18 protein-coding genes are annotated in these 23,011 nt (G+C 61.6%); 8 read left to right on the top strand and 10 right to left on the bottom strand.

The window, feature by feature from the left end:
- Positions 1-41: 41 nt before the first annotated feature.
- Positions 42-731, bottom strand: coding sequence for a GntR family transcriptional regulator (locus tag JF539_RS14380; RefSeq protein ID WP_207141355.1), 690 nt, complete (start codon positions 729-731; stop codon positions 42-44).
- 181 nt (positions 732-912) lie between these two features.
- On the opposite strand from JF539_RS14380, the gene tcuA reads away from it, so the two are divergent.
- From tcuA to JF539_RS14365, 3 genes are read left to right on the top strand one after another with little or no spacing between them, the layout of a single operon-like run.
- Positions 913-2,304, top strand: a complete 1,392-nt coding sequence (gene tcuA, locus JF539_RS14375; RefSeq protein ID WP_207141354.1) for an FAD-dependent tricarballylate dehydrogenase TcuA — start codon at positions 913-915, stop codon at positions 2,302-2,304.
- Positions 2,297-3,442 (top strand): tricarballylate utilization 4Fe-4S protein TcuB, encoded by a 1,146-nt coding sequence (gene tcuB / locus JF539_RS14370; RefSeq protein WP_207141353.1) that lies wholly within the window; start codon positions 2,297-2,299, stop codon positions 3,440-3,442. The genes tcuA and tcuB overlap by 8 nt, the downstream gene beginning before the upstream one ends.
- Positions 3,442-4,254, top strand: a complete 813-nt coding sequence (locus JF539_RS14365; protein ID WP_207141352.1) for a sugar phosphate isomerase/epimerase family protein — start codon at positions 3,442-3,444, stop codon at positions 4,252-4,254. The genes tcuB and JF539_RS14365 overlap by 1 nt, the downstream gene beginning before the upstream one ends.
- A gap of 96 nt (positions 4,255-4,350) precedes the next feature.
- Here the strand turns inward: JF539_RS14365 and JF539_RS14360 are convergent, their stop codons facing one another.
- The 5 genes from JF539_RS14360 to JF539_RS14340 all read right to left on the bottom strand — a co-directional run bounded on the left by JF539_RS14360 (position 4,351) and on the right by JF539_RS14340 (position 11,369).
- A complete protein-coding gene (locus JF539_RS14360; protein ID WP_207141351.1) occupies positions 4,351-5,073 on the bottom strand; it encodes an SDR family oxidoreductase in 723 nt (240 codons plus the stop codon).
- 58 nt (positions 5,074-5,131) lie between these two features.
- Positions 5,132-6,589, bottom strand: a complete 1,458-nt coding sequence (locus JF539_RS14355) for an aldehyde dehydrogenase family protein (RefSeq protein ID WP_207141350.1) — start codon at positions 6,587-6,589, stop codon at positions 5,132-5,134.
- A 21-nt stretch (positions 6,590-6,610) separates the two neighbouring features.
- The gene (locus tag JF539_RS14350) at positions 6,611-9,145 is read right to left on the bottom strand and encodes a branched-chain amino acid ABC transporter ATP-binding protein/permease (RefSeq protein WP_207141349.1); all 2,535 of its coding nucleotides are present in this window, start codon (positions 9,143-9,145) and stop codon (positions 6,611-6,613) included.
- Positions 9,145-10,020 (bottom strand): branched-chain amino acid ABC transporter permease, encoded by an 876-nt coding sequence (locus JF539_RS14345; protein ID WP_207141348.1) that lies wholly within the window; start codon positions 10,018-10,020, stop codon positions 9,145-9,147. Before JF539_RS14345 ends, JF539_RS14350 begins: the two co-directional genes overlap by 1 nt.
- An 83-nt stretch (positions 10,021-10,103) precedes the next feature.
- A complete protein-coding gene (locus JF539_RS14340) occupies positions 10,104-11,369 on the bottom strand; it encodes an ABC transporter substrate-binding protein (protein ID WP_328809250.1) in 1,266 nt (421 codons plus the stop codon).
- A gap of 183 nt (positions 11,370-11,552) precedes the next feature.
- On the opposite strand from JF539_RS14340, the gene JF539_RS14335 reads away from it, so the two are divergent.
- Positions 11,553-12,530: a LysR substrate-binding domain-containing protein gene (locus tag JF539_RS14335; protein WP_207141347.1), complete on the top strand. Its 978-nt coding sequence runs from the start codon at positions 11,553-11,555 to the stop codon at positions 12,528-12,530.
- A gap of 21 nt (positions 12,531-12,551) precedes the next feature.
- Here JF539_RS14335 and JF539_RS14330 read toward each other — a convergent pair whose 3' ends face one another.
- The 4 genes from JF539_RS14330 to JF539_RS14315 all read right to left on the bottom strand — a co-directional run bounded on the left by JF539_RS14330 (position 12,552) and on the right by JF539_RS14315 (position 17,663).
- Positions 12,552-12,920, bottom strand: coding sequence for a cupin domain-containing protein (locus JF539_RS14330; protein ID WP_207141346.1), 369 nt, complete (start codon positions 12,918-12,920; stop codon positions 12,552-12,554).
- A gap of 24 nt (positions 12,921-12,944) precedes the next feature.
- Positions 12,945-14,729 (bottom strand): thiamine pyrophosphate-binding protein, encoded by a 1,785-nt coding sequence (locus tag JF539_RS14325; RefSeq protein WP_207141345.1) that lies wholly within the window; start codon positions 14,727-14,729, stop codon positions 12,945-12,947.
- 12 nt (positions 14,730-14,741) lie between these two features.
- The gene (locus JF539_RS14320; RefSeq protein ID WP_207141344.1) at positions 14,742-16,520 is read right to left on the bottom strand and encodes an FAD-dependent oxidoreductase; all 1,779 of its coding nucleotides are present in this window, start codon (positions 16,518-16,520) and stop codon (positions 14,742-14,744) included.
- Between the two features lie 156 nt (positions 16,521-16,676).
- Positions 16,677-17,663 (bottom strand): sugar ABC transporter substrate-binding protein, encoded by a 987-nt coding sequence (locus tag JF539_RS14315; protein WP_207141343.1) that lies wholly within the window; start codon positions 17,661-17,663, stop codon positions 16,677-16,679.
- Between the two features lie 783 nt (positions 17,664-18,446).
- Here JF539_RS14315 and JF539_RS14310 point away from each other — a divergent pair.
- From JF539_RS14310 to JF539_RS14295, 4 genes are all read left to right on the top strand, one after another.
- A complete protein-coding gene (locus tag JF539_RS14310; RefSeq protein ID WP_207141342.1) occupies positions 18,447-19,337 on the top strand; it encodes an amidohydrolase family protein in 891 nt (296 codons plus the stop codon).
- Positions 19,334-21,268, top strand: coding sequence for a TRAP transporter permease (locus JF539_RS14305; protein WP_207141341.1), 1,935 nt, complete (start codon positions 19,334-19,336; stop codon positions 21,266-21,268). Before JF539_RS14310 ends, JF539_RS14305 begins: the two co-directional genes overlap by 4 nt.
- Positions 21,269-21,311: 43 nt before the next feature.
- Positions 21,312-22,286: a TAXI family TRAP transporter solute-binding subunit gene (locus tag JF539_RS14300; protein WP_207141340.1), complete on the top strand. Its 975-nt coding sequence runs from the start codon at positions 21,312-21,314 to the stop codon at positions 22,284-22,286.
- 62 nt (positions 22,287-22,348) lie between these two features.
- Complete coding sequence (locus JF539_RS14295; protein ID WP_207141339.1) at positions 22,349-23,002, top strand: dienelactone hydrolase family protein; 654 nt, start codon at positions 22,349-22,351, stop codon at positions 23,000-23,002.
- Positions 23,003-23,011 lie beyond the last annotated feature (9 nt).

The following is a 23,011-nucleotide window of genomic DNA, read 5'->3' as shown; positions in this document are numbered from 1 at the left end:
GTCGTTCAAAACAGATCCTCAAACCGGCGCATTCGTTGCAATTACCTTCCGGTGTCGCTGAACAACATCCGCAGTCGCGCATCCATGGCGTTTTCGATGTGATTTCGCGCTGAGGTCTCGGCTTGCGCCGGAGCGCGCGCAAGTATGGCGTCCGTAATCGCCTGGTGCTCGGCGATCGCGGCTTGTGACCGTCCGGAAACGGAAAAGGTTGTGCTGGGCAGAAGCGCCAGGGAATCGTTCAGATCCTCCAGCATGCGCTCCAGATAGGCGTTGTGGGCGGCCGCGTAGATTGTCCGGTGATAGACGATATTGGCGTTCGCCCGGGCGGTCTCGCCGGAGGCGGCCTTTTCGAAACCCGAGGCGGCGATGCGCAGGGCGGCGAGGTCCGCGGGTTGCGCGTTTTCGGCGGCGAAACGGGCCGCGGCACCTTCCAGCACGGCCCTCAGCGCATAGAGTTCCATGATCTGTCCGCGGCTCAGTTCGGCGACCGTCCAGCCGCCGCGAGAACTTTCCACGAGACCCCTTGCATGCAGCCGGTTGAAGGCTTCCCTGACCGGCGTCCTGCTGACATCAAGCTCAATGCCGATCTCGTCTTCCCGCAGGCGCGTACCCGGCTTCAGCATGCCGTTGCGCATGCGCTCAAGCAGCTCCTGGTAGACCTTGCTGCCTCGGGAATTCGCGCCACGGCCGCGAGCGCGCTGTCCGGGTGCGGAAATCTGGTCGTCTGTCAAAGGTTTGCCACCCTGTCTGTGGAAGGGGTCTGTCTCGTCGCGGTTCCTTTGTACGCCAATTTTGCAAGATACTGCAAAACTGATTGATTTTGATATTTAGTATACTAGAGTATACTAAATTGAGGCGTGGCAGGCGGCGTGTTTCCGACCATCGGGTGCGGAACGCCGGGGAGAGGAATTCATGGTGGAGGAGAGCATACAGACCGATGTGCTCGTCATTGGCGGCGGCAATGCGGCGCTGTGCGCGGCCATCGCCGCCCGGCGCAAGGGCGCGGATGTTCTTGTCGTGGAGAAAGCACCGAAGTTCTATCGGGGCGGCAACACGCGGCACACGCGCAACATGCGCTGCGCGCACGATACCGCCACCGACACGCTTACGGGACCCTATACGGAAGAGGAATTCTTCGACGATCTCCTGCGCGTGACGGAAGGCAACACGGACGAAGACCTGGCCCGGCACATGATCGCCAAATCGAAGGAGATGCTGGTCTGGATCGCGGACCAGGGCGTGCGCTTTCAGCCGTCGCTGGGCGGGACGCTCAGCCTGGGTCGAACCAATTCCTTCTTTCTCGGCGGCGGCCGTGCAATGCTCAATGCGCTTTACAAGACCGCCGAGGCGCTTGGCGTTTTCGTGCTTTACGATACGCCGGTGACCGATATCGAGCTGGTTAACGGCCACTTTTCCTCCGCGCTGGCTGAGAAGGACGGCAAGCCGCTCCGGATCGAGGCCAAGGCGCTGGTCGCCGCGGCCGGCGGCTTCGAGGCCAATATCGACTGGCTGAAGGAAGGCTGGGGCGACTGTGCGGAAAATTTCCTGATCCGCGGTACGCCCTATAACCGGGGCGATGTCCTGCGGCTTCTGCTCGACAAGGGCGTCGAAGCGATCGGCGATCCGACCCAGTGCCACGCGGTGGCCATCGACGCCCGCGCGCCGAAGTTCGACGGCGGCATCATCACGCGCCTGGACTGCGTCGTCTTCGGCATCGTGGTCAACAGGAACGCCGAGCGCTTTTACGACGAGGGCGAGGATTTCTGGCCGAAGCGCTATGCCATCTGGGGCCGGCTCGTCGCCGCCCAGCCGGACCAGATCGCCTATATCGTCTTCGATTCCAAATCCCTGAAGAGTTTCATGCCGTCGCTGTTCCCGCCGATTGAAGGAAAAAGCATCGCGGAGCTCGCGCAAAAACTGGAGCTGCCTGTCGAGGCATTCGAACAGACGGTCGGAACCTTCAATGACGCGGTTCAGCCGGGGACCTTCGACCACACGGTCTTCGACGACTGTCACACCAAAGGGTTGGCAATCGAAAAGACCCACTGGGCGCGCAAGCTGGAAGACCCGCCCTACTACGCCTATCCGGTCAGGCCGGGCATCACCTTCACCTATCTCGGCACCCGCGTCGACAAGGACGCGCGCATGCAGCTCGAGGGTGGCGGCCAGGCCGACAACATGTATGCGGCGGGCGAGATCATGGCCGGCAACGTGCTCGGCAAGGGCTATGCCGCCGGGATCGGCATGACCATCGGCAGTGTGTTCGGCAAGATTGCGGGAGAAGGAGCCGCCAGCCATGTTTGACAAGGATCCGCGGTTTTCCGAAACCCTGTCCACGGACCCGTTGCGCGAAGCCGCGCGCCTGATGACGGTCTGCAATTCCTGCCGCTACTGCGAGGGATTGTGCGCGGTCTTTCCGGCCATGGAACTGCGCCGGAGTTTCGAAGAGGGCGATCTGAACTACCTGGCGAACCTCTGCCACTCCTGCGGCGCCTGCTATCAGGACTGCCAGTTTTCGCCGCCGCATGAATTCGACGTCAACGTGCCGCAGACGCTCGCGAAGGTACGGGCCGACAGCTACCGGTCCTATGCCTGGCCCAAGGCGTTCCAGCCGTTGTTCGACCGCAACGGTCTGGCCATCAGTTCGATTGCCGCGCTGTCGGTGGCCGCCTTCATCGCCGGGTTTGCGCTCTGGCACGATCCGCAGGTGCTGTTTTCCGGCGGCAGCTTTTACAAGCTGATGCCGCACAATGTCATGGCATTGCTGTTCGGGGCGGTGTTTCTCTACATGCTGGCCGCCGTCTCGATGGGCTTTCGGACCTATTGGAAAGAAATCGGCGCCAAGAGCGTTTCCGCCGGTCGGATCCCGTCCGTCTGGCAGGCGATCAAGGATGCGGGCCAGTTGCGTTATCTCGATGGCGGCGGGGTCGGCTGCTACAATGAGGACGAGAAGCCGACCGACAACCGGCGCCTCTATCATCACCTGACCTTCTACGGCTTTCTCCTGTGCTTCGCGGCGACCTCTACGGGTACGATCTACCACTACGCCTTCGGCTGGGAAGCGCCCTACGGTCTTTTTTCCCTGCCGAAACTCTTCGGCGTTCTGGGCGGGGTCGGACTGGTGATCGGGCCGGTCGGGCTTGCCCATGCCAAGAGGAAACGGCACCCGGACCTTTTGGACCCGTCGGCGAAGGGCATGGAAGCCGCTTTCCTCGTAATGCTGTTCGCAACAGGTTTGAGCGGATTGCTGCTGATGGCCTTGAGGGAAACGCCGCTGATGGGCGTGATGCTGTCGCTCCATCTGGGCGTGGTCTTCGCGCTGTTCCTGACCATGCCCTATGGCAAGTTCGTTCACGGCATCTATCGCTTCGGGGCGCTGGTTCTTTATGCCGCCGAACGAAAGGCGGATCGTCCCGCGGATGCGATCAGGAAGGCGGCGTGATGGCTTTCGGAGATCTTTTCGGCATCAACACCTATGCCTTCTCCCAATCCATGACGGGAGCGGATTGTCTCAGGTTTCTGGCGGATCGGGGTGTTGCCCAAGTCGAGCAGATGTTTTTTCCGGGCCATTTCTGGGTTTCGGATACGATCGGGCAGATCCAGGACTACCAGTCCGTGCTGGCCCAAACGGGTATCGGGCTGACGAGCGTCAACACGTCCAACGTGGAGCTCAATATCACGGCGGCGAGCGAGGAGATGCGCGCGGCCAGCCTCGGTCTCAACGAGCGCTTCATCGAGATCGCCGGCGAGATCGGTGCGGGGGCGCTGATCCTGGGGCCGGGCAAGGCCAATCCTTTGTTTCCCTTGCCACGCGAGCTTCTCGAAGGCCATTTCTTCCGGTCGCTTGACCGGCTGCTGCCGGTCGCGGAGAAAAACGGTGTCGAGATCTTCCTGGAGAACATGCCCTTTGCCTTCATTCCGGATGCGGAAGGGCTGATGGACATCCTGAAGGCCTACGGCGATGACCGACTGAAGATCTGCTATGACGTCGCCAATGCCCACTTCATCGGCGAAGATCCGGCGGCGGGGCTTCAGACCGTGTCGCCCCGGCTCGGGCTCTTGCATCTCTCCGATACGACGGCAAGCCTCTACCGGCACGATCCGGTCGGCGAGGGGGATATCGATTTTCATCGTTTGCCCGGGGCATTGAAAGATGCCGGCTACGAACAGGCCTGCATTCTGGAAATCATCTGTCCTGAGCCGGAGACGGAGATTGCAAAGTCCGTTGCTGCGCTAAGGGCGGTCGGGTTTTAGCTATCCCGTTGTCATCCCGGTTTGGCGTCAGCCAAGACCGGGATGACAATCTCAGAGGTTTTGCCGGAAGTTCGAGTGTGGAAGCCTGAGTCTCCCTCAGATCAGCCCGCCGTTCGGCTGGATGATCTGTCCGAGCACCCAGGAGGCCTTGTCGGAGGCGAGGAAGGAGACGACCTCGGCGATTTCCTCCGGCTGGCCGACCCGGTTGAGCGGGCTCATGGAAGCGGAGCGCTGCAGGGCGGCTTCGTCCTTGCCGGCGCGGAAGAGGTCCGTGTCGACCGGTCCCGGCGCCACCGCGTTGACACGCACACCCCGTCCGGCCAGTTCCTTCGCCATGGACCGGACCAGGCATTCGACGGCCGCCTTGGTCGCGCTGTAGGGCCCGACACCCGGAACCGCGTGGCGCACGAGTGTCGTGGTTGTCGCGATGATCGTCCCGTTATCCGCCACCTGACGGGCGGCTTCGGCCAGAATGTTGAACATGCCGACGATGTTGACCTCCACAAGCTTGCGGAAGTTCTCCGGATCGAACTGGGCCATCGGCGCGGGCGGCACGTTGATGCCCGCATTCGCAAAGACGCAGGTTGGCGCACCGCCGAAATGATCGGCGACATCGGCGAAGACTTTCGCAATTTCGCCGGGATTGCCGATGTCGACCTTGTAGGCCTCGATTTTGGTGCCCGGCTGCGGCGCGACCGCTTCGGGCGCACTGCTGACATAGGTGTAGGCGACATCGAAGCCGTCCTGGTTCAGTTTCCGGACGCTGGCCGCGCCGATCCCTCTCGAGCCGCCGAATACGATGGCGATTTTCTTGCTCATGTCTTTGTCCTCTTCGTGAGCCGGGTTTCGTTTCCCGGCCGATGTCTCATGGCCGGTTTCAGCCAAGGGTGATCGTGATGACCCGTTCCTCGGTCATTTCATGAACCGCGTAACGGGGGCCTTCCCGGCCGAAGCCGCTGTCCTTCGAACCTCCGTAGGGCATCATGTCGACGCGCGAACTGGAGGTTTCGTTGATGTGAACGCCACCGACCTCCAGCTTGAGGGCCGATTTGAAGGCGTTGTCGATCCGCTGGGTGAAGATACCCGACGCAAGCCCGAACGGGGTCGAATTGACCCGGTCGATTGCTTCTTCCAGGGTATCGAAGGGCTCGAGGCAGACGACGGGGCCGAAGATCTCGCAGCCCCCCACCTTCATGGCGGGATCGATGCCGGTCAGGAGAGTCGGTGTGATGACCGCGCCTTCGCGCGTTCCGCCCGCAAGCTTTCTGGCTCCGCCGGCAATGGCCTCTTCTATCCAGTTTTCGATCCGGATCGCCTCCTTTTCGGAGATCAGAGGTCCGACCACCGTGTCCGGGTTTGCCGGATCACCATAGGCAAGGCTGGCGACGATCTTTGCCAGCCGGTCCTGAACTTCGCTGAAGATGGTCCTTTGCACCAGCAGGATCTGAACCGAGGTGCAGACCTGGCCCGCCTTGCGGTAGCCGGCGCTGCCGATCTTCGGCAGCGCCTTTTCCAGATCCGCGTCTTCGCACAGAAGTGTGAAGGCAATCGAGCCGAGTTCCATCTGGGTTCGACGCAGTCCGGCAGCCTGCTGAATCGACCGGCCGACCTCGGTGCTGCCCGTGAAGGCGAAAAAGCGGATTCTCTGATCGGCAAGCAGGGCTTCCGCGACCCTGGCGCCGCCCTGGACCAGAGAAAGGAAACCTGTCGGCATGCCGGCTTCCACCAGTACCTCACACAGTTTCAGGGCGGTGAGAGGCGTGTTGCTGGACGGTTTCAGGATAACGCTGTTTCCGGCGGCGAACGCCGGTGCGATCTTGTGGGCAACCGTGTTGAGCGGCGCGTTGAACGGCGTGATCGCAGCCACGACGCCCAGAGGAACGCGCAGGGTGAAGGCGAGCCTGCCGGACTGGTTGGGAGCGCCTTCCATCGGTATGACGTCCCCGGCAAGCCTGCGGGCTTCTTCGGCCGACAGGCGAAGGGTTTCGATGCAGCGGCCGATTTCCCCGTTCGCGTCGGATGCGGTGAAGCCCGCCTCCATCTGCATGATCCGGACGAATTCCGCCCGCTGTTCCGCCACAAGACGGGATGCCGTCTGAAGGATCGTCCCACGTTCGTACGGCGTTGGCGCACCGGTGATAAACGCTCCGGCGGCGGCTTCAATGGCCCGGGCGAGCTGTGCATCGCTTGGGGTTGCGATATCGGCCACCGGCTGGAGCGTATATTTGTTCAGAAGGCTGAAGGGTGTTCCCTCTCCGGCTTCCCAGCATCCATCGATCAGCAGGGGAAATTTATCCATCTGACCCGGTGTCTTCATGTTTGTTGCTTCGGTCATGAAAAATCCTTTCCTGCAGGGTCAAAGCCAGAGGATTTCTTTGCGGTAGTCGATATCGGTCAGGAGCGCTTCGGCCGGACCTTCATGGAACACGGCACCGCGTTCCAGGGCGAAAACCCGGTCGGAAAGGGCGAGAACCAGATCCAGATTGTGCTCGACGATCAGAATGGGCAGCTCCTGGCGCAGCTTGTCGAAGATCCTGAACAGTTCCTCGACAATGGCCGGGGCCAGACCCTCGAAAGGTTCATCCAGAAGGAGCAGCTGCACGTTCCCGGACAGAGCCCTTGCCACGGCGAGCATCTGCTGCTCGCCGCCTGAGAGAAAGTCGGCCGGCGTGTGATAGCGTTCCTTCAGCCGGGGGAAGACTTCGAGGATCTTCTCCTCGCTCCAGACCACGCCGGACCGGCCGTCGGTGGCTCGCGCCAGGCGCCCGAGAGCGAGGTTCTCGCCAACGGTCATGCCGGAGAAGATGCCGCGCCCCTGGGGCACGTAACCGACGCCGGCGCGGGCGATCTCGGGAGCCGACAGGCCTGTCAGTTCCTTGTCGTCGAAACGGATGCTCCCCGATTTCGGCGGCACCAGCCCGGCAAGGCTTTTCAGCAAGGTGGACTTGCCCGCACCGTTTCGCCCGAGCAGAGCCACGATCTCGCCCTTGCGGATATTGAGCGAGGCATCGTTGAGAATGTGGCTCTTGCCATAGAAGGTGTTGATCTTGTCGATGGTCAAAAGCGGCGCCGCGTCCGTCTCATGGCTCTCCATGCGACCGGTGACAGGGGGTGTTCCCGTACCCGTATAGATCTCCTGCACATGCCGGTCGGCGCGGACGGTTTCCGGGCAGCCGGTCATGAGAACCTCGCCCTGGTTCATGACGGTCACGACCTGGGACAGGGACAGAACCCGGTCCAGGTCGTGTTCGACGATCAGAACCGGAATGTTTTCCGCCATTCGGGTGACGAGGCTCGACACGCGTTCGCGTTCGGCCGCGGCCAGACCGGCGAGCGGTTCGTCCAGAAGGATGATCTGGGGTTTGGAAGCGAGCGCGATGCCGAGATCGACCAGCCGCTGACCGCCGTAGGAAAGATCGCCGCCCGCGATGTCCTCGATGCCTTCCAGGCCGAGGAACTTCGTCAGTTCTTCCGTGTGGTCGTGCACGTCCCCGTAACTGTCGATGTCGCGCCAGATATTGTAGCGGCTGGGGTGCTTGGCCTGCACCGAGAGACGCAGGTTCTCGTAGATGGACACCCCTTCGAACAGGTTGGTGATCTGGAACGAGCGGGCCAGTCCCTTCTCCGCGATCCGGTTTGGCGGCAATCCGGCGATGTCGATGCCGTTCAGTCGGACCGATCCGCTCGACGGCGGAAACATGCCTGAAATCAGGTTGAAGGTGGTGGTCTTGCCGGCACCGTTCGGTCCGATCAGGGCATGGATCTGACCGCTGTCTACGGACAGATTGACATCGTTGACCGCCTTGAAGCCGCCGAAGGCCTTGTGAATGCCGCTGACTTGCAGAACCGGTCCTGTGGACGGTTTCGGCTGCAGGAACTTCGGCAGGGGCAGGCCCTCGTAGATCTTGCGGCGGCTCATGGCGGCGGAAACGGAGGGGGGCGGACGCAGCCGGTGACGGATCTGGCTCCAGATGCCGACGATTCCGCCCGGCGAGTAAAGCACGAAGGCGACGAAGACGAGACCGAACCAGAACAGCCAGTTGGCGGTCCAGATGGAAAACATCTCGCGGAAGACGATGTAGAAGATCACCCCGATCGCCGGGCCGAGAATGTTGTTCATCCCTCCGATGACGACCATGGCGAGGAGTTCGCCCGAGAGTGCCACCGATGTCGCTTCGGCGGTGACGATATAGTGTTCGAACCCCGACAAGGCACCGGCCAGACCGGTGATGACCGCCGACAGGACGAAGGAAATCAGCTTGTAGAGCTGGATGTTGTAGCCCTGGAAGGAGGCGCGCTGCTGGTTTTCCCGAATGGCCACAAGCACATGGCCGAAGGGGGAGCGCAGCAGGCGGACCATCGCGAAGAGGACGAGTGCGCCGACCGCGGCGACGAGGCAATAGTAGTTGACCGCGTTGTCGAGATCGATCGGGCCGAGCGATCCGCGCTGCAGGCCGCCAAGGCCGTCTTCGCCTCCGGTCACCTCCGTCCAGCGGAACGAAATCGTATAGCTGAGGGCGACCAGCGCCAGGGTCAGGAGAGCGAAATACACCCCTTTGCGGCGCAGGATCAGGAAGCCGGCCACCAACGCCATGCCCGCGATGAAGGCCATGGAGAAGAGGATCGGCACGAAGATCTGGTTCGGAAACCAGTTCAGCTGCGCCAGCGCGGCCGCATAGGCGCCGATGCCGAACCACATGGAGTGGCCGAAGGAGTGCAGCCCTGTGTAGCCGACGAGAAGATTGAGGCCGATGGCGGCAATCGCGAGTATGACCACCACCGAGGCGGTGTTTACCGTCAGTCCGATTGCCGGCATCAGGACGGGCAGGACGACAAGCCCGGCGATACCCAGCCAGAGCGGTTTGTATTTTTCGAAAAGGGTCGTTTTCATTATTCAAATTTCTCGATGCGCTCGCCCAACAGACCGCGCGGGCGGAACATGAGCACCAGGAACATGAGGACGTAGATGGAGGCCGTGCCGGCGGGCGGATAGAAGTGGATCGTGACGCCGCGCACCACGCCGACAAGCAGGGCCGACAGGATGACGCCCCAGAAGCTGCCAAGCCCGCCGATGATGACGATGACGAAGGCGACGGTCAGGATTTCCGCGCCCATGGCGGGATGCACGATGGTGATCGGCGCGAACAAAGCCCCTCCCAGGGCGGCAAGCCCGACGCCGAGCACGATGACCGTCGTCATGTAGGGCTGAAGCCTGATGCCGAGGGCTGCGACCATGTCGGGCTGCTGGATACCGGCACGCACGACGCGACCGAACGATGTCTTGTTCAAAAGCATCCAGATGCCGGCCAGGATGACGACGACGATGGCAAGCATCAGAAGCCGGTATTTCGAGAACAGGAACTCGCCGACCATGACGGGACCGCGCAACGCGCCCGGCATTGAGGCGGGCAGGGGAGCGGCACCCCAGATCATGCGGATCGCCTGTTCGGCGACCATTGCCAGGCCGAAGGTGACCAGAAGGCTGAGGATGGGGTCTTCCCGGTAGAACCGGCGCAGGATAAAGCGCTCGAACAGAATACCGAGGAGACCGACGAGAAAGGGCGAAATGGCGGCAGCGGCCGTGAAGCCGAGATATTTTCCGAGCGTGACGGAGACATAGGCGCCCAGCGTGTAGAACGCGCCGTGCGAAAGATTGACGATGCCGCCGACGCTGAAGATCAGCGACAGACCCAGAGCAATCAGCAGGTAATATCCTCCGAGCACGAGGCCGTTGACCACTTGCTCGAGCAAGAAGACGATTTGCATTGTAAATCCAGTTGTCGAAGGGCGCTGCCGCCCGAGGCGGCAGCGCGTGGGATGGGGCCACGTCTGGAGCGACGCGTCTCAAGCTAGAGGGTGCAGCCGCCTGCCTCGACAGTCGGGAAGATCGATTCCAGTTCCTGATCCGGGTCGGGAACCGGCTGGCCGAGAACGATCATGTCGTGCTCATTGCTGGCGCTGCCGTCGACGGAGAAGGCGAAGGCTTCCTGAATGAGCTGGTGATCGCCCTTGCGGAAATAGCCCTCCCGGTTTTTCAGAAGGTCGAATTTCGCGCCCGATTCCAGATACTGGATGAGATCCGGAGTGCCGGTGGACTGCGTTTCTCCAATGGATTTGGCCATGATGTTCATGGCGACATAGGAGATCCAGGAATGGTTTTCCGGCAGCTTGCCGTTGGCTTCCTTGAAGGCGGCCACATAGGCCTGGGAGCCGTCGGTCTGAAGCGTGTCGTACCAAGGGGTCGGCCATGTTCCGGAAAGATTGCCGACACCGGCCGCCCAGGCGTCCGCGGTGTTCAGGTTGAACCCGACGGTCGGATAGGGAAGGCCGAACTCGGCATATTGCTTGACGAAATTGGTCACCTGGTTGCCGGCAAGGTTGAGGCAGACAACATCAGGCTGGGTCTGGCGAACCTTCAGAAGGAAAGGGCTGAAGTCGGTGACGTCGGTCGCCACCAGTTCGTCCGTGACCAGGGTCGCGTTGTTGGCATCGAAAAAGGCCTTCGCCGCTTTCAGAAGATCGTGGCCGAACACATAGTCGGCGGTCAGGGTCATGAACTTCTTGCCGTCGACCATGCCGTTCCGCTTCAGCGCTCCACCGACCGCGTTCACCATCACGGTGTTGGGAATGTCGCAGCAGAACATATATTCCGAACAGCTTTTGCCGCGCAGCACGTCGGAGCGCGGTCCGACCGCGATGAACAGCTTCTTGTTGCGGGCCGCGACCTGGGAAATCGCCAGCGCCGATGCGGAGCTGATCTCGCCGATCAGGAAATCGACATTGTCGCGCTCGATCATGCGCTGGGCCTTGGTCGTCGCGGTATCCGGATTGATCGAATCTTCCGAGAGCAGTTCAAAGGTCTTTCCGTTGACGCCACCGGCGGAATTGATCTGCTCGACGGCGAGCTGGATGCCGAGCGTGGCATATTCCCCGAGCACTCCGAGAAAGCCAGTCTTCGGTGTCAGGTGGCCGATCTTGACGACGTCCTGAGCGCGCAGGATGGACGGCATTCCAAGCACGGAGCCGGCCGCGAGACCTGCGGCGCCGAACTTGAGCGCGGACCGCCGGGTCATTCGAGCGCTCTTGCGCCCCTTGGTATCATGGTACTGTGTCACGGTTTTCCTCCCATTGTGCACATCCCGAAAAATATTCAGTTGTCTGTTTTTGTCGCTGATCTTCGAGTCAGCTTGGCCGATGATGGGAGGATCTTAAAAAATACCGGTTTTTTCCGGAAATATTAAATATAGAGACGGGATATAAGGTGGACTTATAGCCTGAATTGAGTTTCAATCGCCGCCATGCTTGATACACGCCAACTTCGTTATTTCGTTCAGATAGTTGAGAGCGGCAGCCTGTCGAAAGCCAGCCGCGAGCTCTACATTGCCCAGCCGGCGCTCAGCCAGCAGATCGCCAAGCTTGAAGACGAGGTCGGCAAGCCGTTGCTGCACCGTTCCTCGAAGGGCGTCTCGCCGACCGAGAACGGTCTCGCGCTTTACCATCATGCCCGTTTCATGCTGCGTCAGCTCGAACAGGCGCTTTCCATCGCCCGCAGCGACACAGGCGCGGTGCACGGCATGGTTTCCGTCGGACTTCCGGCAACGACCGTTTCCGCCCTGGGGCTGAATCTGGTGCGCAAGATCCGTCAGCGCTATCCCAGCATCCTGCTCAACGTTGTCGAAGGCATGAGCGGACATATCAGCCATCTCATGCGCCTCGGGCAACTGGACCTCTCGGTGCTGTTTTCCTCCGACATGTCCAGCGAGCTGACGGTGGAACCGCTTCTGGTGGAGGAGCTGTTCGTGCTGGTGCCGAAGCACAGCAAGCTGGTGCCTGACGACAGGACCTCGATCACCATCGCGGAAGCTGCGGATTTGCCTCTGATTCTGCCGACCGGTTCTCACGGGCTCAGGCAACGCATTGCCGCCGAATTCGAGAACAGGGGTCTCGGCACCAACGTGGTCGCGGAGATAGACAGCCTGTCGCTTCTCATGAATTGCGTCTACGACGATATCGGCGCGACGATCAAGCCCATGGGGGCCATCATGCATGAAGGCGCGCGGGGACGCGAATGGCGCTGTCTGCCGGTTTCCGACGCCCGTTTCCGTCGCCGGAACTTCTTGTATGCTCTGCCGTCGGAGCGGTTGTCTACGGCGGCCGCGGTCGTTGCCTCAGTGGTGAAGGAAACCGCGGCCGAACTCGTCGAAAATGAAGATTGTCACGGCTTCGAGGACTACGAGGTTCTGAAGACGGTCGAGGCGACCAGCGTCATGATCTGACCGCCTCGCTCGAACTGAAAGTCACTCGTCCTTCAGCGGCGTTGTCACGACGATGAAGGTCAGGTCGCCCAGCCCGGTGTTCTGGATGGAATGCCAGGTGCCGGGCGGCAGGAAGATCACGTCGTGCTTGCGGACAACGCGCTTTTGGTCACCGATCTCCATCAGGCCTTCGCCGTCGAGAACGTGATAGACCTGCTCCTGGACCTTGTGAACGTGGCGTTCCACGTAGGCCATCGGCTGGTATGTCGAGATCCTGTAGTCGAGTTGCTTCGAGCCCGTTGTGTCCGGATGGACCAGGGCTTTCGACAGGGCGCCGCCATAGTGGGCGGGAAACTGCTGCCAGGGTTCTTCCGCGATATTCCGGATCGAGGCTTCGCCTTTGTCCGCCATGTTGTTCCTCCAGTTGATTTGAGATTATTTTCCGGGGCTCCAGGGCGTGCCGAAGACCGGCTGCTTGGGGGGGATCGGCGGCAGCTCCCAGGCGCCCGTCGCCGGCGGGCGGACATCCGCGTCGACATGGACATCGATCAGCGCCGGCCTGTTTGCGGCAATCGCCTGTTCCAGAACGCCGGCGAAATCCTGCGACTTGGTCACCGTGTAGCCATCGACACCGGACGCGCGGGCCCAGGCGGCGAAGTCCGGGTTATAGGGTTCCCGGTTCGGGCCCTGATAGAACGCGGTGCCGTATTCCCGTCCGTCGAAATAGGCATATTGCAGGTCGCGGATCGCCCCCCAGGCGAAGTTGTTCCAGACCACCCAGACAACGGGGATTTCGTATTCCACGGCCGTGCAGAGAACATGGGGCACCATGGTGAAGCCACCGTCACCGCAGACAGACACCACGGGCCGGTCCGGGGCGGCGAGTTTCGCGCCAAGAGCCGAACTCGGGCCGAAACCCATGCCGGAATATCCCCAGGTGTTCAGCATGGATTGCGGCTGGCGGGATTCCCAGAACTGCATGAACCAGTTGTGATGAATACCGCTGTCGAGCGTGATGATCGCGTCATCCGGCATGACTTTCCGACAGTCGGCGACAATGCGTTCCGGACGGATCGGGCTTGAATGCATCTCGAAACCGGGCGCGACGAATTTGTCCCATTCGGCTTTCCAGCCAGCGATCTGGGCGCGCCAGCTCTCCAGTCGGCCGCCGGCGGCCACGTTGCGCCGGTCCAGTTCGCTCAGGATCTGTTTCAGGAAGGCTTTCGCGTCGGCGAGAATGCCCATGTCGGGCGGATAATTCCGGCCGATTTCCGCGTGATCGACGTCGACATGGATGAGTTTCGTTTCCGGGAAGTTCCAGGAATAGCCGGGCATCCAGGACGATGCAGACCGGTCGTCGAAACGCGCGCCGACGGCCAGAACCAGATCCGAATGCCGTCCGGCCTGGTTGGCCTGATAAGCGCCGTTGCGGCCAATGAACCCGAGCGACAGCGCGTTGCGCATGTCGATGCAGCCCATGCCATTGGGCGACGAAATGACGGGAATCGAAAGCCGCTCGGCGAGCGCGACCAGTTCCTCGCCGGCTTCCGACAGCGTGACGCCGTGACCAATGAAGATCACTGGACGCTCGGCGTTCAGCAGCCAGTCGGTGGTCTGGGCGACATCCGCCTCGCTGGCGCCGCTTCGGCGCGTGTTGAACCCGGCCCAGGCCGGTTCTTCCTTCACTTCGGCCTCTTCGACGAAGAGATTATAGGGCACGTCGAGATTGACCGGGCCCGGACGGCCGGAGGTCATGGTCTGGGCCGCCTGGCGCATGGCGAGCGGCAGCATCTCCACGCGGGTCGGCTGGAACGACCGCTTCACCACCGGCTTGATGACATTGTTGAAGTCGGCCTGGTGGTGCTGATTCAGTTCCTGGAACGGGCCCCGGTTGAACTGCGAGGTCGGCACGTTCGCGGTGATGGAAAACACCGCTGAGGAATCGGTCTGCGCCACGGCGAGCGCCATGATCTGGTTGGCGGATCCCGGGCCGGTGGAGGTCAGCGTTGCCGCCGGATTGTGGCTGACCCGGAAGAAGCCGTCCGCCATGTGGACGGCGGTCTGTTCGTGACGGGGCGAGACCAGCTTGACCTCGTCCTTCACGTCGTAAAGGCTGTCGAGGAGGCCGACATTGCCGTGGCCGCAGATCCCGAACACGTAAGGGATCTTCTCCTTGACCAGAAACTCGGCGATCAGGTCACCGCCTTTGCGCTTGCTCATCTATTCCTCATTCTAGGCAGGATGTCTCAGGGGTTGTTCGGTTTCTTCCGGCGATTTGATGCCGGCCGGGGAAAACGGGTGGTTCGCGGCGTGGCGTCCGGCGAGCCAGCCAAAGGTCATGGCCTGGCCGAGCTGGGCACCGGCACCGGGATATTCGCCGGCGAAAGCGGATTGAACGTCATTGCCACAGCCATAGAGCCCGGCAATCGGCTCGCCATTCTCGTTAAGCACCCGGCTGTGGCCATCGGTCAGGAGCCCGCGGCTGGTGCCAAGGGGCGTCGGCCAGACCTTCAATGCATAGAACGGCCCATGTGTGATGGGGCCGAGGCAGGGGTTCGGCCCCACCTCCGGATCGCCGTTGGCCCGGTCGTAAATCGTCTCGCCCTTGTGAAAGTCCGGATCGGTTCCGTCCGCGGCAAATGCGTTGAACCGCACCACGGTTGCTTCCAGGTCATCGGGGGGCAAACCCGCCAGGATCGCGAGTAGCCGGACCGTTTCGGCCTCGAGCAAATATCCGGACCGGACATATTTGCGCAAAGACGGCGTCCGCGGCCGGATGACGCCGAGCCCGTATTTGGCGATGAAGCTCCTGTCCACGATGAGCCAGGCGGGTACCGCGTCGCCGCCTTTCTCCGTCTCGGCATACATGGCCCGGACGAATTCGTGATAGGAGATCGCCTCGTTGGTGAAGCGCTTGCCGGCGCCGTTGACGGCGATCAGGCCGGGCTTGGGGCGGTCGAGAATGATGTGCGGATAGACTGCGTCGGTGCCGTCACCCCGGCGAAAGATCGAACTCGGGAACCACAGACCGTTGTCCAGACCGGACGGTCCAAGGGCCGCGCCGGCCGTTCGGGCAAGCTCGATCGTCGAACCGACGCAGCCAGGAGCAGCGGGCGTATCCGGCGGGGTTGGCGACGGCAGGTGCTCTTCACGCATCCGGGCGCTTGCGGGAAAGCCGCCGCCCGCAAGTACGACCCCCTTTTCGGCGACGAGCGCAAGCGTTCTGCCGTTATGCTTGCCATCCACCCCGGCAACCCGGTTGGCATCGAGAGTGAGCCGATCGACCTGAACACTGGTCCACACCGGGATGGCATTGTCCCGGCAGGTCTTCAGGAGCGCGCCGACGAGGGCGTTGCCGAGAACCAGACGGGTGCCCCGCGCGTGCTTGAGCCGGTCCCGGAGATATCGAAGCATCAGTCTGACACCTAGAGACATACCCCCCAGGTCTCTGTCCGCCTTCAACAGCTTCGCCGCCTCGCTGCGCGTGACCATCATGCCGCCGAACACCATCAGTTCAGGCAAAGGGCGCGCGAGACGCTCGAAATCTTCTCCGAGCAAGTGGCCGTCGAAGGCCTGTGGTTCGAGCGGGCGTCCGCCGGGAGCGGCTCCCGGCACATCCTGGCGATAATCGGGCGCGGCCATGAACGGCTTGAACGTCAGCCTCGCTTTGGCGATCATCTCGTCCAGCATGGCGGGAGCGGCGTCCAGGAACCTGCGCCAGGGGCCGTCGGGTCCTTTGTTGCCGACCAGTCCGGCCAGATAGCGTTCCACCTTTTCCCGATCATCGGTAACGCCCTCGCGGCGCAGAAAACTGCTGTCGGGCACCCAGACAGTGCCGGAGGACCGCGCGCTGGTGCCGCCGATGACGGGCTGGCTTTCGAGCACCACCGGGGAGAGGCCGTAAAACCGGGCGGTCAGCGCCGCGGTCAGACCCGCGGCGCCGCTTCCCAGAACGATCAGGTCGAAGCGGTCTTCTCTGTAGCTGTCCTCGTCTGTCCCCGATGCGGACATTCTCAACGCCTCCCAACGTTGACGGTCGGATCCTTCCCATGGATCCGGGATGAAAGGGTTATGGCTTTGAGGGCCTGGCGCAAATTCATTCTTCGATGGGCCGATTGATTTTAGAAATGACGCTTGTCCTTCTCCAACCTCAACCGGCCCGGATCGTTAAGGTCTCACGATCTCTTCCCAGCTCGGGCAGTCGCGTTCCTCCAAGGGAACCTTCCATGGTTCGAGGTTGCGGCTGTCGATGAGAACGGAGGGAACCGTAATATCGGCCGGGACGTCTTCACCGTTCAGGTGGCGCAGTCCGGCCCGGGCCGCGGTGCAGGCGATCTTGAAGGCGCTGAATTCCACGGTCGCGAGCATCGTGCCTTCCTCGATCAGACGGATCGCACCGTCGAGTCCGTTGGCGCCTACGAGCTTGGCGGAGCGGTCCGCTTCCTTCATTGCGTCCAGTGCCCCGTAGACCATGACATCGTTGGCGGCCCAGATCCCGTCGATTTCAGGATGTTTCCTGAGCGCTTCGACCGTGACGTTGTAGGCGGCGGGCTTCTGGTACATGCCGGTGACGATCTCGAGGACTTCGATATCCGGAAACTCGTCTGCCGCCTTTTTCATGCCGGCGACACGGTTCCGGCTGGTGGGGGCGGCCGGATTGCCTTCGATCGCCAGAACTTTGCCGGCACCGTCCATACCCTCGAACAGAGCCTTGGCGCCATTATAGCCGACGGCGACATCGTCGGACCCAACGTGCGCGACGAACTCCCCTTCGAGCCGGTTGACGAAGGAGACGACGGGAATGCCCGCTTGCGTGAACTTCGCGGCGTCCTCGACCATCGCCTTGTCGTCGACGGGCACGAAAATCACCAGGTCCGGTTTCTGCGCCAGCGCTTCGACGACCAGAGCCTTCTGCTGTTCGACATTGTCGGGGCTTTCCGGAACGAAATGCGCCGTCGTGGCGCCTTTTTCCCTGGCGACCAGATCGACACCCCTGCGAGCCGCGGCGTAGGCCGGGTTGGTATTGTTCTTGGTAAAGACCGCGATCAGCGGTGCGTTCGCAGCCTTGGCCTCGACAGCGAAAACGGCGGCGAAAGCCACGACGCCAAGCCCGGCCAGGGCGATCCGGCAGTTTCTCTTCCAGTTGTTCGACATGATATCCTCCCAGGACAGTCGGGGCGAAAGCCGCCCGGTCCGTGCCTTCTTCTCGAAGGTCTTCGGCTGGGAGAGACTAGGTGAGGGGCCGGATTTGGAAAAATACCAAATACCTAGGGGGTCATAAGTGGCGCTTATAGCTCGGTCGGGGGGAACTTCGAAGAAGCTGGCTTCACCTGATGTGGCGACTTGGCGAACCTTCGAAATGCCTTAAGGCTTGAAAACAATCGGGATTCTCCGTTTTGCCTATCCTGCGGCCGACGGAGTTTTCAACGCGCTTATAGGATTTTCTTATCCGAAACTTCCGAGTTTCAAATGGTTCCCGAAGGGAAATGTCCCTAGTACTTTTGCAGTTCAGAACTGGGAGGTTCCATGATCGGAGAGAAATCCGAAGGCGCAGCCGGCAGGCCGGGTGCTCGCCTCATTCGGCATCGCGGCGGGGAGGCCGTGCATGACCCGAAACCCGATATTGAAAGCACCGAAACAGTCTCTCGGCCAGGCATCTGCGTTCAGAGCGTTTAGCCGGCCAGGCGGTCGTCAGGACGTGTCGGGCGTTAGCGGATCACCAGGATACGTCGACCGGGACGGTCTAGACCGTGCGTATGTCGTGGTCAGACATCATGGCCTTCAATTCGGAGCCCCCTCTGGCCGGATCAGGCGCATGCGCGTTGCGCGGAGGGCTCGTTCGAAACCGGTGAATGATCCGGGCGGCGGTCAAGAACTCCGTCGGTGACGCTCCCGCCGATGCAATTGTCTTTCATATCGTGAGGAGGTGGGCGAACCGTGACACCAGACTATTTGCCGTTTCATCCAACGCCCGGGAAACCCGATTTTTCGGTGCCGGAGGGGGCGGTTGACGCTCATTGTCATGTCTTTGGACCGGAGGCGGTTTTCCCGTTCGCTCCGGAACGCAAATATACGCCGGTGGATGCGCCGAAGGAAAAACTGTTCGCGCTTCGCGACCATCTGGGCTTCAGCCGGAACGTCATTGTTCAGGCGACCTGTCACGGCAGCGACAATAGGGCGCTCGTCGATGCTCTTGCCGCCTCGAACGGTAAGGCGCGTGGCGTTGCCGTGGTCCGTCCGGACGTTTCGAACGACGAGTTGCAGGAACTCAACCGGGCCGGCGTCAGGGCTGTGCGTTTCAACTTCGTCAAGCGGCTCGTGGATGCAACGCCAAAGGATATCTATCGCGAGATCGCGGAACGGGTTGTCCGTCATGGCTGGCATATCGTCGTCTATTTCGAAGCGCCGGATCTGGAGGAACTCAAGCCCTTCCTTCTCTCGCTTCCCGGAACGCTCGTCGTCGATCACATGGGGCGCCCCGATGTGGGCGCCGGAACGCAGGCAGCGTCCTTCAAAAGTTTTCAGGCGCTGATGAGCGAAAACGAAAACATCTGGGTCAAGGTCTCGTGCCCGGAACGGCTGACCGTCGCCGGTCCGCCGTATGACGATGTCGTCCCGTTCGCGCGCACGCTGGTGGAAGCGTTTCCAGACCGGGTTCTATGGGGCACGGACTGGCCGCACCCGAACATGAAATCGCATATGCCGGACGATGGCGCGCTTGTTGACGTCATTCCGCGAATTGCCCCGACACCGGAGCTGCAGCGCGCGCTTCTCGTCGACAATCCCATGCGGCTCTACTGGCCGGAAGAACGGGAGACGTGTTCATGAGTGCGGCCGAGGGCCATCGGTCCACCCCGGTCGACTGGATCGTCGCCGTCCTGGCGAGCGTCATGTGCGTTGCCTGTATTTTGTGGAACCTGGAAGCACCGACCCGTCTGGGCGTTGCGATTCTCACACAACAATACATGGCCTTTCAGCTCGGACTGGCCCTGACGATTGCCTATTTGCGCTTCGACAGAACGGGCGAGACACGCTCGAAAGTCGACTGGATCGACGGTTCGATCGCAATCGCCGTTTTTGTCGTGCTCATGTATGCGGCCGCGGATTTCAGCTGGCTTTTGAAAGAGCAGGCCTATCGCCCATGGCAGATCACGGTCATTGGGGCCGTGGTGACACTTGCCGTCATGGAAGGCATCCGCCGTCGCGCCGGATGGATGCTGTTCGGTATCGTCTCGGTCTTTCTCGTTTACGCGCTCTTTGCCGACAAGGTTCCAGGCCGCCTGATCGGCAAGGAATTGAGCCCTGTCCGTTTGGTGCAATACGTCGGTTTCGACCCCAGTGCGGTGTTTTCCATGCCGTTGGCGGTGGGGACGATCATCGTTCTCCTGTTCGTCTTTTTCGGCCGGTTGCTGTTCGCAGCCGGGGGCGGAACGTTCTTCACGGATCTGGCGATGGCGGCAACCGGGAGAAGCCGTGGCGGGAGCGCCAAGATATCGGTGGTGGGATCGGCACTGTTCGGTTCGATCTCGGGAAGCGCCGTGTCGAATGTGGTGACGACGGGAGTGGTCACGATCCCGTTGATGGAGCGGGGGGGCTACAGCAAGAAGGATGCGGGCGCCATCGAAGCGGTGGCGTCGACGGGAGGACAGCTCACGCCGCCCATCATGGGGGCCGCCGCCTTTCTGATGGCCGAGTTTCTGGATATCTCCTACATGGTTGTGGCTGGCGCGGCACTTCTTCCCGCGCTGCTTTACTACCTTGCCGTCTTCGTGCAGGTAGACCTTATCGCCGGGCGCGACCGGATCAGCGCCACGGACGAGGAGGTGCTGAGCGCCCGACAGGTGCTGGCGGACGGCTGGCATTTCGCCATTCCCTTCGGCGTTCTTCTGGCTGCGCTTTTCTGGTGGCGGCTGGATCCTGAAGATTCCGCCTTGCTCGCGTCCACCGCGATCGTCCTCGTCGGATTTTTGCGCGGCTACCGGGGGCAACGCCTCACTGTCCGATCGCTCGGCAAGGTGTTTGTCGAGACCGGCACAGGCATGGTCGATCTCATTCTCGTGGTGGCGTCAGCGGGATTTGTGATCGGTATACTGAACGTGACCGGCCTGGGGTTCGCGCTCACTCTGGTTCTTGTCGATGCGGTGGGCTCCAACGTGATCCTGCTCCTCGGAATTTCCGCGGTGATCTGCGTGATCCTTGGCATGGGCATGCCGACCTCCGGGGTCTACGTTCTTCTCGCCGCGCTTGTCGCCCCGTCGCTTGTCGAGGCGGGCATTCAGCCGGTCGCGGCCCATCTGTTCATTCTCTACTTCGGCATGATGTCGATGATCACCCCGCCGGTGGCCCTGGCGGCCTTCGCGGCAGCGACGATCACCAAGGCCGATCCTCTGGGAACGGGACTGGCGGCCATGCGAGTGGGCTGGGCCGCATTCATTCTTCCATTCGTCTTCGTGGCCTCTCCGGCTCTGCTTCTGGATGGCACTGCGGCGGAAATCGCCCTGGCGGCCTTGCTGACGGCGGTCGGCGTCGCGGCCGTCACCCTGGGCATTGTCGGTTACTGGAGCAAGAAGCTCGGGCCCCTCACGCGTCTCGGGTTCGTCGCCGCCGGATTCCTGGCGCTTCCGCTCGGGTTTCTGCCTGCCCTGGAAGACATTCATGCGGCCGGGGCGCTCGCGGCCATTCTCATGGCGGTCACGATCAAGATCATGTCAGGCCGAGGTCTCGACGCAGCGCCGGTCGGGCACAGGGAGGTGTCCTGAAGCCGCGCGTCATCCGAAATCAAATCTCAAGGGAGGAACCGAGATGAGAAATCTGACGAAATACATGGCAGCGGGCCTTGTCTGCCTGCTTGCGGGCGGAACGGCCGTGAAAGCCCAGGTCGTGACCATCGCCACGGGTGCGCAGGGGTCGCTCGCCTACAATTCCGGACAGGCGGTCGCGAAGGTGGCAAACGACGCGGGGATCACCGCGCGGACGCAGCCGCTCGTCGGATACCTGCCGCTGATCAACAGCGGTGAAGTGGATTTCGGGTTTTCAAACGGTGTCGAAGTGGAATACGCCGCCACGGGAACCGGCAACTACGATCGCAAGCATCCGGACCTCAGGCTCGTCGGGACGATGTTTCCGCTGACGACCGGACTGATGGCGCCATGCGATCTCGGTCTTAAGACGGTAGCCGACCTGAAGGCCAAGGCATCGGATCTGCGGATTGCGTCGGAATACACCTCGTCGACCATCATTCCGTTCTATATCGCCGGAGGTCTCGCAAATGGGGGGCTTTCCTACGATGACTTCACAAAGGTGCCGGTCGCCAGCTTTGTCGCGGGTATCAATGCTCTCGGCGACGGCCTGGTGGATGTCGCTCTTGTCAGCCTCAATTCGGGTGCGGGGCAGCAGGCCTCGGTGAAACTCCAGTCGCGTGGTGGCCTTTGTTACGTGTCGCAGGACCCTTCCGAGGAAGGGACTGCTGCATTCAAGAAATATCTGCCCGCCGGGAACCTCGTGAACCTGCCGAAAAACGAAAACATAAACGGCCTGCAGGACAGCGGTGCAACCATCATGCAGATCCCCTGGATGATGCTGACCAATGCGTCCGTGAACGAGGACCTCGTCTACACGATGACCAAGGCGGTGGCAGAGAACAAGGACGCTCTCAAGGCTTCCTTCGGTGCCTTTGCACGGGCAAAAACGGAGGCCATGGCTCCGGCCAATGCGGTCGAATACCATCCCGGCGCGCTGAGGTATTACGAGGAAGCCGGTATTCCGGTCGGTCAATAAGACAGCCGGGGCATCCTTCGAGGGTGTCCCGTTTCATTGTTCAAACAGTTGGGAAACGACACATGATGACGACTTTAACCGCGGCCGATGGCCACCAATTCGAATGCTGGATCGAGCCGGCGGAAGGGACCAGGAAAGGCGGTATTGTCATCCTCCAGGAAATTTTCGGGGTCACGGACCAGTTGAAGAGCGTTGCCGGGCACTATGCCAAACTCGGCTACGAAGTGGCGATCCCCGCCCTCTTCGACCGCAAGGAACGCGGTGCGGTCATTCCTTTCGATCAGGCTCTCAAGGGACGGGACCTGATGCTTGCGTCCGATCTCTCGGAGACGATGACGGATGTCGGAGCTACGGTCGAGTATCTGAAATCGAAAGGCGGCAAGGTCGTTGCGATCGGTTTTTGCTGGGGAGGGGGGCTGGCCATCCGCTGCGCGCAGAAACTGGATGTGGCCGGTGCGGTGTCCTTTTACGGAACCCGTCTGCCGCAATATCTCGACAGTCCCTTGAAGGCGCCGGTGCTCGGACATTTCGGTACCACGGACGATCATGTGCCTTCGGAAATGCTCGAAGAGGTTAAGGCCTATCTGCCGGAGCTTGAAGTTCACATGTATGAGGCGGGCCATGCCTTCGCCAATGACGCTCGTCCCACATATGTGCCGGAGGCCGCCGATCTCGCGCATGAGAGAACGGCAGCGTTTCTTGAGAAGGTTCTTTAGGTTCGGTTC

The sequence above is a fragment of the Roseibium aggregatum genome (assembly GCF_017309185.1).
GTDB lineage: Bacteria > Pseudomonadota > Alphaproteobacteria > Rhizobiales > Stappiaceae > Roseibium > Roseibium aggregatum_B.
Note: the sequence above shows the minus strand (reverse complement) of the source record. Positions and strands in the feature narration are given on the sequence as shown.

Bases quoted from the DNA above. Each gene is read 5' to 3' on its own strand.
- tcuA (WP_207141354.1), top strand. From the start codon at position 913: ATGGTGGAGGAGAGCATACAGACCGATGTGCTCGTCATTGGCGGCGGC.
- tcuB (WP_207141353.1), top strand. From the start codon at position 2,297: ATGTTTGACAAGGATCCGCGGTTTTCCGAAACCCTGTCCACGGACCCG.
- JF539_RS14365 (WP_207141352.1), top strand. From the start codon at position 3,442: ATGGCTTTCGGAGATCTTTTCGGCATCAACACCTATGCCTTCTCCCAA.
- JF539_RS14360 (WP_207141351.1), bottom strand. From the start codon at position 5,073: ATGAGCAAGAAAATCGCCATCGTATTCGGCGGCTCGAGAGGGATCGGC.
- JF539_RS14355 (WP_207141350.1), bottom strand. From the start codon at position 6,589: ATGACCGAAGCAACAAACATGAAGACACCGGGTCAGATGGATAAATTT.
- JF539_RS14350 (WP_207141349.1), bottom strand. From the start codon at position 9,145: ATGAAAACGACCCTTTTCGAAAAATACAAACCGCTCTGGCTGGGTATC.
- JF539_RS14345 (WP_207141348.1), bottom strand. From the start codon at position 10,020: ATGCAAATCGTCTTCTTGCTCGAGCAAGTGGTCAACGGCCTCGTGCTC.
- JF539_RS14335 (WP_207141347.1), top strand. From the start codon at position 11,553: ATGCTTGATACACGCCAACTTCGTTATTTCGTTCAGATAGTTGAGAGC.
- JF539_RS14330 (WP_207141346.1), bottom strand. From the start codon at position 12,920: ATGGCGGACAAAGGCGAAGCCTCGATCCGGAATATCGCGGAAGAACCC.
- JF539_RS14325 (WP_207141345.1), bottom strand. From the start codon at position 14,729: ATGAGCAAGCGCAAAGGCGGTGACCTGATCGCCGAGTTTCTGGTCAAG.
- JF539_RS14320 (WP_207141344.1), bottom strand. From the start codon at position 16,520: ATGTCCGCATCGGGGACAGACGAGGACAGCTACAGAGAAGACCGCTTC.
- JF539_RS14315 (WP_207141343.1), bottom strand. From the start codon at position 17,663: ATGTCGAACAACTGGAAGAGAAACTGCCGGATCGCCCTGGCCGGGCTT.
- JF539_RS14305 (WP_207141341.1), top strand. From the start codon at position 19,334: ATGAGTGCGGCCGAGGGCCATCGGTCCACCCCGGTCGACTGGATCGTC.
- JF539_RS14300 (WP_207141340.1), top strand. From the start codon at position 21,312: ATGAGAAATCTGACGAAATACATGGCAGCGGGCCTTGTCTGCCTGCTT.
- JF539_RS14295 (WP_207141339.1), top strand. From the start codon at position 22,349: ATGATGACGACTTTAACCGCGGCCGATGGCCACCAATTCGAATGCTGG.